At 75.1% G+C, this 12,668-nt stretch carries 9 protein-coding genes; 8 read left to right on the forward strand and 1 reads right to left on the reverse strand.

The annotated features are described in order from the left end of the window. Nucleotides 1-52 precede the first annotated feature (52 nt). The 6 genes from rpoZ to V9U69_RS06430 all read left to right on the forward strand — a co-directional run bounded on the left by rpoZ (nt 53) and on the right by V9U69_RS06430 (nt 7,408). Complete coding sequence (gene rpoZ, locus V9U69_RS06405) at nt 53-316, forward strand: DNA-directed RNA polymerase subunit omega (RefSeq protein WP_308220271.1); 264 nt, start codon at nt 53-55, stop codon at nt 314-316. Continuing rightward, nucleotides 313-1,656, forward strand: a complete 1,344-nt coding sequence (gene coaBC / locus V9U69_RS06410; protein ID WP_337060552.1) for a bifunctional phosphopantothenoylcysteine decarboxylase/phosphopantothenate--cysteine ligase CoaBC — start codon at nt 313-315, stop codon at nt 1,654-1,656. Before rpoZ ends, coaBC begins: the two co-directional genes overlap by 4 nt. After that, a complete protein-coding gene (metK, locus tag V9U69_RS06415; RefSeq protein WP_337060554.1) occupies nt 1,653-2,864 on the forward strand; it encodes a methionine adenosyltransferase in 1,212 nt (403 codons plus the stop codon). The genes coaBC and metK overlap by 4 nt, the downstream gene beginning before the upstream one ends. A 68-nt stretch (nt 2,865-2,932) precedes the next feature. After that, on the forward strand, nt 2,933-5,026 hold the full coding sequence (locus V9U69_RS06420; protein WP_337060556.1) for a primosomal protein N': 2,094 nt from the start codon (nt 2,933-2,935) through the stop codon (nt 5,024-5,026). Between the two features lie 128 nt (nt 5,027-5,154). Continuing rightward, nucleotides 5,155-6,141 (forward strand): hypothetical protein, encoded by a 987-nt coding sequence (locus tag V9U69_RS06425; RefSeq protein ID WP_337060557.1) that lies wholly within the window; start codon nt 5,155-5,157, stop codon nt 6,139-6,141. 289 nt (nt 6,142-6,430) lie between these two features. Beyond that, complete coding sequence (locus V9U69_RS06430; protein ID WP_337060558.1) at nt 6,431-7,408, forward strand: NAD-dependent epimerase/dehydratase family protein; 978 nt, start codon at nt 6,431-6,433, stop codon at nt 7,406-7,408. A 446-nt stretch (nt 7,409-7,854) separates the two neighbouring features. Here the strand turns inward: V9U69_RS06430 and V9U69_RS06435 are convergent, their stop codons facing one another. Further along, the gene (locus V9U69_RS06435; RefSeq protein ID WP_337060559.1) at nt 7,855-8,685 is read right to left on the reverse strand and encodes an NAD(P)H-dependent oxidoreductase; all 831 of its coding nucleotides are present in this window, start codon (nt 8,683-8,685) and stop codon (nt 7,855-7,857) included. A 159-nt stretch (nt 8,686-8,844) separates the two neighbouring features. Here V9U69_RS06435 and V9U69_RS06440 point away from each other — a divergent pair, with 159 nt between their 5' ends. Beyond that, nucleotides 8,845-9,858, forward strand: a complete 1,014-nt coding sequence (locus V9U69_RS06440; RefSeq protein ID WP_337060560.1) for an AraC family transcriptional regulator — start codon at nt 8,845-8,847, stop codon at nt 9,856-9,858. Between the two features lie 212 nt (nt 9,859-10,070). Then, complete coding sequence (locus V9U69_RS06445) at nt 10,071-12,647, forward strand: rhamnogalacturonan lyase (RefSeq protein WP_442907623.1); 2,577 nt, start codon at nt 10,071-10,073, stop codon at nt 12,645-12,647. Nucleotides 12,648-12,668 lie beyond the last annotated feature (21 nt).

Consider the following 12,668-nt stretch of genomic DNA (forward strand, 5'->3'; position numbering starts at 1 on the left):
TCCCGTCTGCCCGCCGCCCGGCGGGGACGTCCCGATCCGGAGGAGACCCACCGTGGCTGGAACCGTCGCGTCGCCCGAGGGCATCACCAACCCGCCCATCGACGACCTGCTGACGGCCGCCGACTCCAAGTACGCGCTGGTCATCTACGCGGCCAAGCGCGCCCGGCAGATCAACGCCTACTACTCCCAGCTGGGCGAGGGTCTGCTGGAGTACGTCGGCCCGCTGGTGGAGACCCACGTGCAGGAGAAGGCCCTGTCCGTGGCGATGCGCGAGATCAACGAGGGCATGCTGACCTCGGAGCCCGTCGAGCAGTGAGCCCCACCGCGCCCCCGGGCGGCCCGCGCCGGGTCGTCCTGGGGGTCGCCGGCGGCATCGCCGCCTACAAGGCGGCGCTGCTGCTGCGCGAGCTGACCGAGTCCGGGCACGAGGTCACCGTCGTGCCCACCGCGGCCGCCGAGCGCTTCGTCGGCCGCGCCACCTTCGAGGCCCTCTCCGGCCGCCGGGTCGCCTCCGACGTGTGGACCGGCGCCGAGGACGTCCCGCACGTGCGGCTGGGCCGGCACGCCGACCTCGTCGTCGTCGCCCCCGCCACCGCCGACCTGCTCGCGCGCGCCGCGCACGGCCTGGCCGACGACCTGCTGACCAACGTGCTGCTGACGGCCACCTGCCCGGTGCTGCTGGCGCCGGCCATGCACACCGAGATGTGGCTGAACCCCGCCGTTCAGGCCAACGTCGCCCTGCTGCGCTCGCGGGGGACGACGGTGCTGGAACCCGCCTCCGGGCGCCTGACCGGCGCCGACACCGGGCCGGGCCGGCTGCCCGAACCGGCCGAGATCGCCGCCGCCTGCCGCCGCCTGCTCGGCTCCGGCTCTCGCGGCCACGACCTGGCCGGCCGGCGCGTCGTCGTCTCCGCCGGCGGCACCCGCGAGCCCCTGGACCCGGTGCGCTACCTGGGCAACCGCTCCTCCGGGCGGCAGGGCGTGGCGCTGGCCGCGGCCGCGGCCGCCCGCGGCGCGCGCGTGACGCTGGTGGCCGCGCACCTGCAGGTGCCCGCGCCCTCGGCCGTGGAGGTGGTCCCCGTGGGCACCGCCCTGGAGCTGCGCGAGGCGGTCACGGCCGCCGCCGGCGGCGCCGACGCGGTCGTCATGGCCGCCGCCGTCGCCGACTTCCGGCCCGCCACCCGCGCCAGCACCAAGATCAAGAAGTCCGACGACCCCGCCCGCGACCCCGTGGTGGTCCTCGAGCGCAACCCCGACGTGCTGGCCGGGCTCGTCGCCGCCCGCGAGGCCGCCCGCGCCGGTGCGCGGGGAGGCGCCCGCGGCCCCGTCATCGCCGGCTTCGCCGCCGAGACCGGCGACGAGACGGGCAGCGTCCTGGAGCACGGGCGCGCCAAGCTGGCCCGCAAGGGCTGCGACCTGCTGGTGCTCAACGAGGTGGGCGAGGAGCGCGGCTTCGGCACCGCCACCAACGCCGTCGTGCTCCTGGGCGCCGACGGCACCGAGCGCACCGTGCCCGAGGCCAGCAAGGACGTCGTCGCCGACGCGGTGTGGGACGCGCTGGTGCCTATGCTGACCGCGATCACCCCCGCCACCGCACCTGCCACCGCGCCCGCCGCCCGGGCCACCGCCGAGAACCCCGAGACTGGAGCCCCGTGACCTCCCTGCGCCTGTTCACCTCCGAGTCGGTCACCGAGGGGCACCCGGACAAGATCTGCGACCAGATCTCCGACGGCGTCCTGGACGCCCTGCTGGCCCAGGACCCCCGCAGCCGCGTGGCCGTGGAGACCATGGTCACCACCGGTCTGGTGCACGTGGCCGGGGAGGTCACCACCTCCGCGTACGCCGACATCCCCACGATCGTGCGCCAGACGCTGCTGGGCATCGGCTACGACTCCTCCGCCAAGGGCTTCGACGGGCGCACCTGCGGGGTGGAGGTCTCCATCGGCTCGCAGTCCCCGGACATCGCCCAGGGCGTGGACGAGGCGTGGGAGAACCGCCAGGAGGGCTACGGCTCCGAGGCGGGGGTGGACCCGCTGGACCTGCAGGGCGCCGGCGACCAGGGCCTGATGTTCGGCTACGCCTGCGACGACACCCCCGAGCTGATGCCGCTGCCGATCCACCTGGCGCACCGCCTCTCGCAGCGCCTGAGCGAGGTGCGCAAGAAGGGCGAGGTGCCCTACCTGCGACCGGACGGCAAGACGCAGGTGACCATCGGCTACGACGGCGAGCGCCCCGTCACCCTGGACACCGTGGTGCTGTCCACCCAGCACGAGCCGGACGTGGACCTGGTGAAGACCCTCACCCCGGACGTGCGCCGGCACGTCATCGAGCCGGTGCTGGAGGGCCTGGAGCTGGACACCTCCGACATCCGGCTGCTGGTCAACCCCACCGGCCGCTTCGAGATCGGCGGCCCCATGGGCGACGCCGGCCTGACCGGCCGAAAGATCATCGTCGACACCTACGGCGGCATGGCCCGCCACGGCGGCGGCGCCTTCAGCGGCAAGGACCCCTCCAAGGTGGACCGCTCCGCCGCCTACGCGATGCGCTGGGTCGCCAAGAACGTCGTCGCCGCCGGCCTGGCCCGCCGCTGCGAGGTGCAGGTGGCGTACGCCATCGGCAAGGCGCACCCGGTGGGCCTGTACGTGGAGACCTTCGGCACCGAGCAGGTGGCGCTGGGCCGCATCCAGGCTGCCATCCGCGACGTCTTCGACCTGCGCCCGGCCGCCATCGTGCGCGACCTGGACCTGCTCAAGCCCGTCTACGCGCCGACCGCGGCGTACGGCCACTTCGGCCGGGAGCTGCCCGGGTTCACCTGGGAGCGCACCGACCGCGTCGAGGCCCTGCGCGCCGCAGCGGGCAGCTGAGCGGGCCGGCGGCCGGCCCGGCCCCCGGCACCGCCACCGGCCCCGACCCGGGGACCGTGCGGGAGGCCGTGGGGGAGACCGGGGGTGCGCCGCCGGCACCGTCCGCGCCCGCGGGCAGCGCCCGCCCCGCGAAGCGCGCGGCGGCCAAGCGCCGCGGCAAGGCGCTGGAGGGCGTGGCCGCCACCGACCCGGTGGCCAGCGTCCTGGTCCAGGTGCCGCTGCCGCACCTGGACCGCCCCTTCGACTACCTCGTGCCCGCCTCGATGGAGCACACCGCCGAACCCGGCCGCCTCGTGCGGGTGCCGTTCGCCGGCAGCGACGTCGAGGGCTGGGTCCTGGCCCGCCGCGACGCCAGCGAGCACCCCGGCAAGCTGGCGCGGCTGCGGCGCGTCGTCTCCGGCCTGCCGGTGCTCAGCCCACCCGTCCTCGACCTCGCCGAGCGCGTCGCCGCCCACTACGGCGGCACCCTGGCCGACGTGGTGCGCCTGGCCGTGCCCGGCCGCCACGCCGGCGCCGAGGACACCGTCCTGCGCGCCGAGCCGGTCCACCACGAGCCCGTCCCCGACCCCGTCGCCGGCGGCGAGGACCTGGCCGGCTGGGACCGGCACACCGCCGGGCGCGCGTTCCTGACCCACCTGGCCGGCGGCGGCGACCCCCGCGCCGTGGCCACCCTCGCCCCCGGCACCGACCCGCACGAGGCGCTGGCCGTGGCCGCGCGCGCCACCCTCGCCTCCGGGCGCACCGCCCTGCTCGTGGTCCCCGACCACCGCGACCTGGTGCGCCTGGACGCCGCCCTGACCCGCCGCCTGCCCGCCGGCGCGCACGTGCTGCTGGAGGCCGACGCCGGCCCCGCCGCCCGCTACGGCGCCTTCCTGCAGGCCCTGACCGGCCGCGCCCGCGTCGTCGCCGGCACCCGCGCCGCCGTCTTCGCGCCCCTGCCGAACCTCGGCCTGATCGCCGTCCTCGACGACGGCGACGACTCCCACGCCGAGCAGCGCGCCCCCTACCCGCACGCCCGCGACGTCGCCGTCCTGCGCGCCGGCGCCACCGGGTGCGCCGCCCTGTTCGCCGGACGCACCCGCACCGCCGAGACGCAGGTCCTGCTCGCCGGCGGCTGGGCGCGCGCGGTCACCGCCCCCCGCGAGCTCGTGCGCGCCACCGCCCCGCGCACCGTCGTGGCCGGCACCACCGGCCCCGACGCGCAGGACCCCCTGGCCGCCGCCGCCCGCCTGCCCAGCGACGGCTGGCGCGTCCTGCGCGACGCCGTGCGCCGCGGCCCCGTCCTGGTGCAGGTGCCCCGCACCGGCTACGTGCCCACCCTGGCCTGCCGCACCTGCCGTGAACCGGCCCGCTGCACCGCCTGCCACGGCCCGCTGGCCCTGACCGCCCCCGACGCCCCGGCGGCCTGCCGCTGGTGCGCCCGCCCCGCCGCCGACTGGACCTGCCCCACCTGCGGCGACACGCGCCTGCGCGCGGTCGTCACCGGCGCGCGCCGCACCGCCGAGGAGCTCGGCCGCGCCTTCCCCGGCGTGGAGGTGCGCACCTCCGGCGGCTCCCGAGTCCTGGACGACGTGCCCGCCGAGCCGTCCCTGGTCATCGCCACCCCCGGCGCCGAACCGCGCACGCCCGGCGGGTACGCCGCCGCCCTGCTCCTGGACGGCTGGGCCCTGCTGAACCGCCCGGACCTGCGCGCCCAGGAGGAGGCGCTGCGCCGCTGGTGCGAGGCCGCCGCCCTGGTGCGCCCCGTCACCGACGGCGGCGCCGTCGTCGTCGTCGCCGACCCGCAGGCCGCCGCCGTGCAGGCCCTGGTGCGCTGGGACCCCGCCGGCTTCGCCGAGCGCGAGCTCGCCCAGCGCGCCGAGCTGGACCTGCCGCCCGCCGCCCGCTTCGCCGGCCTCATCGGCGCCGCCGCCGACGTCGCCGAGACCGTCGGCGCCGTGCTGGCCGCCCTGCCGCCCGGCCCGGCCGCCGCCGCCCGCGTCCTCGGTCCCGTCCCGCTGCCCGAGCGCCCCGGCACCGCCCCGGCCGTGCGCACCGTCGTGCGCGTGCCGCGCACCGCCTCCGCCGAGCTGGCGCAGGCCGTCAAGACCGTCACCGCCGGGCGCAGCGTGCGCAAGCAGCCCGTGGTGCGGGTGCGGGTGGACCCGCCCGAGATCGGGTGAGCTGGCGGCCCTGTGTCGTTCTTCATCGTGGTCAGCGCTCGGGGTCGCGGTGAACACGAGAACAGCGCCCCAGCGGCACGTTGCGGCTTCCGCATCACCAGCCGTTCAAACGGCGCTAGTCTCCCTCCATGGCGACGTCTGATGAGGACTTCTCTCAGACCCCTTGGGTTCCCAAGATCGGCCTCGTCGTCCTCGCGGCCACTTCGAACGCTCTCCTCATGGGGTTGCTCGGAGTGGACGCCAAAGTGATCGCTGCCACGAGCGCTGTCGGAGGCATCGCCGCCGCCATCATCGCGATGCCGGACAAGGGGGCAGTGCTCAGAGGAAGGTCGAAGAGGTTCTACGTCGGCCTAGCGGCTGTTCTCGTGCTGCCTGCGCTGCTGGGGTGGATCGTCCACAGGGCGACAGCCGACACCCCTCTCGATGTTGCAGTCAAGTCCTTCTCGCCTTGCAGGGATGACGGGCGTCACTGCGAACTGGTCGGCAAGGTGGATGTCGGGAGCGGGACGGGGATAGTTTCGGTCTACGGCGTCAATCGGAGGATGGATGGGTCGGAGGCCTCGGACGGATCTGCGCTCCTGTTCCTGGACGCCGACGGCAAGATTCTGTGGAAGTCGGAGTTCCTGGCCGGGTACGGTCTGACGAGCCTCGAGACAGATGCTCTGCAGCACGTCTTCGCAACCTTCGCGGTCACCAATCACTCCGGGGTCCTGTGGGTCCTGGCGATCTCCCCGGAGGGTGTGCAGAACTTCGGGACCATTGGCGGGAACCTGAAGGTCGAGTCCAGCGACGGGGGCCTCGGAACAGGTGTTCGCGAGTTGTACGCCTACCGCGAAGGGTGGCCTGCAAACACCCAGAATACTCTGACGAGTCGGGATCTGTTCCGTTGGGATGGGGACAGCTACGTGTTCGTGGGCTGTGAGGTCGTGCGGAACCTAGCCCTCGACCCCAAGATGATCAGGTTCTTCGCAGAACGAGGCGAACTGGCCGCCCCTCACGTCAGGCACGAGGTGGTCAACTTCAGGGAAGCCGGTGCTGACGGGTGTGTTGCGCCTGCAGGTGACTACTCCTTCAAGCTGGATGGAGATCGGCAGGAGGGCCAGCCCCCGCCCTGACCCACGAGGGCGCTGAGGCCCTTCCCGTGCTCATGAGCAGCCGTACTGCCACCCGACTGCTGCCCCGGTGCGGTGTGCTCGTCACCGGCGGCGGCCCCCTGACCACCACGGGTGCGTGCTCCTGAGGCGATCAACAGGACGACCTGCGGATGTGCTGCGGCGGTGAACGACGGGGTGCGCGCCGTTCTTTGTGAACGTCCACGGAGCTCCAGCGTCCGTTCGCGCCCAGGGCGCACCCGTGCCACGATCCCGTCCGGCGGGAGGTACCCGCCGGAGCAGGGGGTTCGTCGTGCGCGTGGTGGTCATCGGGGCGACCGGGCACGTCGGAACCCACTTGGTGCCCCGCCTCGTGCACGCCGGCCACGACGTCGTCGCGATCAGCCGCGGCACCCGCGAGCCCTACCACCCCCACCCCGCCTGGGACCGCGTCCAGCGCGTGAGAGCCGACCGCGACGCCGAGGAGGCCGCCGGCACCTTCGGCGCCCGCGTCGCCGACCTGCGCCCCGACGCCGTGATCGACATGGTCTGCTTCACCCCCGCCTCCGCCGCCCAGCTCGTCGAGGCGCTGCGCGGGCGCTGCGGGCACCTGCTGCACGCCGGCACCATCTGGGTCCACGGCCCCGCCACCGCCTCACCCCTCACCGAGGACGACCCGCGCGAACCGTTCGGCGACTACGGCACGCAGAAGGCGGAGGTCGAGCGGCTCCTGCACGCCGAGACCCGCGCCGGCGGCCTCGCCTGCACCGTGCTGCACCCCGGTCACATCAGCGGCGCCGGCTGGCCCGTCATCACCCCGCTGGGCAACCTCGACCCCGCCGTCTGGCACGCCCTGGCCACCGGCACCGAACTGCCCGTGCCGGGCCTCGGCCTGGAGACCCTGCACCACGTGCACGCCGACGACGTCGCCCAGGCCTTCGAGCTAGCCCTCACCCGGCGCTCGCGGGCGGTGGGGGAGAGCTTCCACGTCGTCTCCGAGCGGGCGCTGACGGTGCGCGGCTTCGCCGCGGCCGCGGCCGGCTGGTTCGGGCGCGAGCCGGTGCTGCGCCACGTGGACTGGGAGGAGTTCCGCGAGCTGGCCGGTGAGCACGCGCAGGCCTCCTGGGAGCACCTGTCTCGCAGCCACAGCGCCTCGATCGCCAAGGCCCGCGCCCTGCTCGGCTACGCGCCGCGCTTCACCTCGCAGGCCGCGGCGGCGGACTCGGTGCGCTGGGCCGTCGCGCACGGCGAGCTGGACCTGGCCGGGCAGCAGGTGCCCGTCACCGCCTGAGCCGGCGACACGGCGCCGGCTCCTCACCGCCCGGGACGGGCGAGGCGTGGAACTCCGTGACGTTCTGGAACTGCGCGGGGTTCTGGAACGGTGCGCGGGTGAGCTCCCCGGCCTCGCGCGGGCTCCTCGGGCCTCGCTCGGGCAGGACGACGACCTCGCCCGGGATGCGGCCGGCCGCGGCTTCCGCGTGCAGGGCGGGCGACTGCGGCTGCGCATGTCGCCCACCACCGCGTCGGAGACGATCGCCGGGGTGTCCGGGAGACGTTCCAGCAGGCGCGTCGCGCCCGGGCCGATCTCGGTGGGCACCTGCTCCTCGGCGGCTGCGGCCCTGCTGCAGCCGGCGGACGCAGTCCGCGGACGCCCGGAAGAGCTGTGCCGCTGCGGGAGAGGGCTGGGGGAGGTGCCGGCCCTGTGTCCCGCTCCCGCGAGGCGGTGCCCGGCCGGCATCAGCTGGGTGGGCGCAGGTGGATGCCGAGGTCGGTGCGCCCCGGCAGCAGGTCCGCGCGCAGGGCGCGGGTCCCGCGGTAGTCCCCGTCGCGCAGCCGGCGGAACGGGAGAGCCGGTTCGGTGTCGACGGTGCGCAGCCTCTCCCGCAGCCGCTGGACCTCGTGCTCGACACCCTCCGCCCCCAGCGCGTCGGCGTCGTGGACCACGTGCAGGTCGAGGGTCTCGATGCCGACGTACCAGAGCACGCCGTGGGTGAGGGGGAACAGCAGGGACTCCAGGTCCCCGCTGATGCCGCGCGGGCCGATGGAGCGCGCGTCCTCGCCCGCGGTCACCACCACCAGCGCCCTGCGCCCGGCCAGGCCCCCGTCGCCGTAGCGCCGAGGTGCGCCCGAGGCGGGGTCGAGGTCCCCGTGGGCGAACCCGGCGGTGAGGACCCGGTCGAACCAGCCCTTGAGGATCGCCGGTGGCCCGTACCACCACAGGGGGAACTGCAGGACGAGCAGTTCCGCCGCGGCGAGCTTCGCCTGTTCCCGGACCACGTCCGCGGGCAGCCGGCCCCGGGCGTACGCCTCGCCGAGGAGTCCGGCGATGTTCCCGGGCTCGCCGGCGCCGTCCTGGACGGCGCCGTCCGCGCGGTCGTGGGCGGCGAAGTCGCGGGGGCCGAGGACGGGGTCGAAACCCTGGGCGTACAGGTCGGAGGTCGTCACGTCCCGGTGCTCGGACAGGGCCCGCACCCCCTCCCGGAAGAGGCGGCCGTTGAGGGACGAGCCGCGCAGGTGCGCGTGCACCCACAGGGCGGTGCCCGGGATCGGCGGGTGGGCGATGGTCACGGACGGGCTCCTCCCGTGCTGGTGGTGGACGCGGAGCCCGGTCCCGTCCCGCCGCCGGGGGCGAGGGCGTTGCTCACGGCCTCGATCCCACACCGTCGACGTGGACGGATCCATGGGCTGGACGCCGGAGGACCTGCGTGAGCGTCTACGGTGGCCGGTGTGGACGCGCTCAGCGACCTGATGCGTGGCGTGCGGGCGCACGGCTCGCTGTTCGGCAGCACGACCCTGACCCCGCCCTGGTCGCTGCACTTCGTCGACGGGGCGCCGCTGAGCCTGTGCACCGTCGTGCGCGGAGCCGGCTGGATCGTGCCCGAGGACGAACCGCCGGTGCGGCTGGGCGCCTACGACACCCTGCTCGTGCGCGGGCCGGGGACCTTCACCTTCGTCGACGAGGTCGGCACGACGGCGGTGCCGGTCGAGTGCGGGGTGGAGTGCGCGACGCCGGAGCAGGGCGGCACCCGGCACCGGCTGGGCTGGCACGACCCCGGCCCGCCGGGTGGGCACGGGACGCGCGGGGACGGGAGCGGTGCCACGACCCTCGTCGTCGGCGCCTACCCGGTGCACGGTGAGATCAGCCGCCGCCTGCTGCAGGCGCTGCCCGTCGTGCTGCGCACGCCGGCCGGTGGTTCGGTCGACCCCGTGCTGGACCACCTCGCCGCCGAGGTCGCCGTCGACGCACCCGGTCAGCAGGTCGTCCTGGACCGCCTGCTGGACTGGGTGCTGGTGTGCACCCTGCGCGAGTTCTTCGACCGCCCCGGTGGCCGGCCCCCGACGTGGTGGGCGGCGCAGCGCGATCCGGTGGCCGGCACGGCGCTGCAGCTGCTGCACACCGAGCCCGCGGCGCCGTGGACGGTCGCCGCGCTGGCCGAGCGCTGCGGGGTGTCGCGCGCGACGCTGGCCAAGCGGTTCAACGACCTGGTCGGTGAGCCGCCGCTGACCTACCTGACCCGCTGGCGCATGACGCTGGCCGCGGACCTGTTGCTGGAGCGCCCGACGGCGACCGTCGCCGAGGTCGCCCGCGCCGTGGGGTACGCCGACCCCTTCGGCTTCAGCGCTGCGTTCAAGAGGGTCCGGGGACTCAGCCCCAGCGGTTTCCGGCGCACCGCGGCCTCCGCCTCACCCGCAGCCGACCTGCACGCCGCCGGGACCGGTTCGACCGGCCGCGCGAGGTGAGGGCGGGCTCCTCGCGGGGGCCCCGAACTCCCCGGGCGTCGGCTGGCGCACGTCGTCCGCGGGGCTCCTGCGCGTCGCGCCCGGGCAAGCGCTTGCCAAGGCGCTGCGTGGCCTCGTACGGTCGATCGCAGCGGGAGGGCCGTACGCCGCTGAATCGTTTCGCGACATCGGCGTCGCGTGGACCGGGCCCACCCACGGACGAAGGACGGGCGATGAGGCTTCTCCCACGTGCGACCCCCGGGCGCGCGCTCCTGTGCGGCGGTGTCGGTGCCGCGCTGCTGGTGGGTTCGGCCACCGGCACCGCCGGCGCGAACCCACCACCCGACCGGACCGGTACCGCCACCGGTGTGCAGCTCGAGTGGCTCGACCGCGGACTGGTCGCGGCCGCCACCGAGCGCGGCGTGTTCCTGTCGTGGCGGCTGCTGGGCCACGAGGTCACCGGCGCCACCGCGACGGGCGAGAGCGGCCCGGGGTTCCGGGTCTACCGCGACGGCGCGCTCGTGACGACCGTCACCGGCAGCACGAACTGGCTGGACACCGCCGGCGGCGCGGGCTCGCGCTACCGCGTCGTGCCCGTCGTCGACGGCCGCGAGGCCGGTCCGGTGGGGGAGGCGACCCCGTGGGGCGGAGCGTCCCTGGACGTGGCGCTGCAGAAACCGGCCGGGGGCACCACCCCGGCGGGTGAGGAGTACACCTACTCCGCCAACGACGTCAGCGCCGCGGACGTCGACGGCGACGGGCAGCTGGAACTCGTCGTGAAGTGGGACCCCTCGAACTCCAAGGACGTCTCCCAGGTCGGCTACACCGGCAACGCCTACCTCGACACGTACGAGCTGGACGGCACCCTCCTGGCCCGTGTCGACCTCGGTGTGAACATCCGCGCCGGCGCCCACTACACCCAGTTCCTCGTGCAGGACTTCGACGGCGACGGCTGCGCCGAGCTGATGGTCAAGACCGCCCCGGGAACCTCCAGCACCCGCTACGTCGACGGCGAAGCGGCCGGCACCCGGCCGATCACCCTGCTGCCCGAGGACGTGGCGGCGGGAGTGACCCACGCCGACGACTACCGGCTCAGCGCCGCGGGTTACCGCGAGCACCTCATCGGGGTGCTGCGCGGCTGGCACGCGCACCCGGAGGTCCTCGCCGGGAACTGGCCGGCCACGGTCGAGGAGGCCCTGGACCTCGAACCGAGGTACTCCTACCCCCTGTCCCAGGCCGACGCCGCCGCGCTGGCCGACCACTTCATCGACGTGTACGCACCCGCCCGCTCCTCCCGCAACGCGCTGCGGAAGTTCGAGGGTTTCGTCCTGACCGGACCGGAGTACCTCACCGTCTTCGACGCCGGCACCGGCGAGGAGCTGCAGACCGTCGCGTACGAACCCGGCCGCACCGACGACGGCCTCATGTGGGGCGACTACGCCATGTCCCGCATCGAACCGGGCAACCGCGTCGACCGCTTCCTCGCCGGTGTCGCCCACCTCGACGGCGAGCACCCCTCGGCGGTCTTCGCCCGCGGCTACTACACGCGCACCGCCCTGGTCGCCTACGACTGGGACGGGGAGCACCTGACGCGGCGCTGGTCCGTCGACAGCGGTTTCACCCCCATGACCAACCCCTTCGACGACAGCCCCCACGGGCGCGACGGCACCGACCCGGTGTACGGAACCCTCACCACGCAGGGTTTCCACTCCCTCAGCGCCGCCGACGTCGACGGCGACGGCCGGCACGAGATCGTCTACGGCTCCGCCACCATCGACGACGACGGCTCCCTGCTGTACTCCTCGTTCGACACCCTGCCCGAGGGCTCGGCCGACCCCGGCGCGAACGCCCGGCTCGGCCACGGCGACGCCATGCACGTCACCGACATCGACCCCGACCGCCCCGGCCTGGAGATCTTCACCGTCCACGAGGGCGGCGCCTGGGCCCCGTACGGCAACGCGCTGCGCGACGCCGCCACCGGCGAGACGATCTTCGGCACCTACTCCGGCCGCGACACCGGCCGCGGCATGATCGGCGACGTCGACCCCGCCACCCGTGGCATCGAGGTGTGGGCGTCGATGCCCGGCGGCACGGACGGCTCCGGCCTGCTCAGCGCCCGGGGCGAGCGACTGGCCCCCACCACGCCGGGGACGAACCAGTCGATCCGCTGGGCAGCCGACGGCACCACGCAGATCGTGGAGGGTTCCGGCGAGGACACCCCCGTGGTGCGCGACCGGCAGCGCGGGATCGTGCTCACCGCGACCGGGACCCGCACGAACAACGGAACCAAGGGCAATCCCGCCCTGGTCGCCGATCTCCTCGGCGACTGGCGCGAGGAACTGGTGCTGCGCACCACCGACAGCACCGCGCTGCGCATCTTCCTCAGCACCGAGGTGACCGACCGCGCGGTGCGCACCCTGCTGCACGACGCGCAGTACCGCGACGAGGTCGCCCGGCAGCAGACCGGCTACAACCAGCCCTCCCACCCCGGCTTCTACCTCGCCTCCGACACCGACTTCACGCAGGTGCCCGCACCGCAGGTGCTGGCCCCGACCCCCGCGGTGCTCGGGAACCGCCTGGCGCAGCTGTCCGACGCCGGTCAGGTGAGCGGGCCGGTGGCGAAGACCCTGCGCGCGCACGCCCGCAACGCGCAGCGCCACCTCGAGCGCGGCCGCGCGGAGCAGGCCGGGCGCGAGCTGCAGCGCTTCCTCGACCAGCTCGAGCGGCCCCGGGGCAGCAGCCGCATCGGCGAGCGCGCCGAGCGGGTGCTGCGGTACACCGCCACCTCCGCGCTCTCCGCGCTGGGCTGAGCACCCGCACCCCGCCCGGTG

It is taken from the genome of Kineococcus sp. G2, from assembly GCF_037154035.1.
In the GTDB taxonomy this organism is placed as follows: Bacteria; Actinomycetota; Actinomycetes; order Actinomycetales; family Kineococcaceae; genus Kineococcus.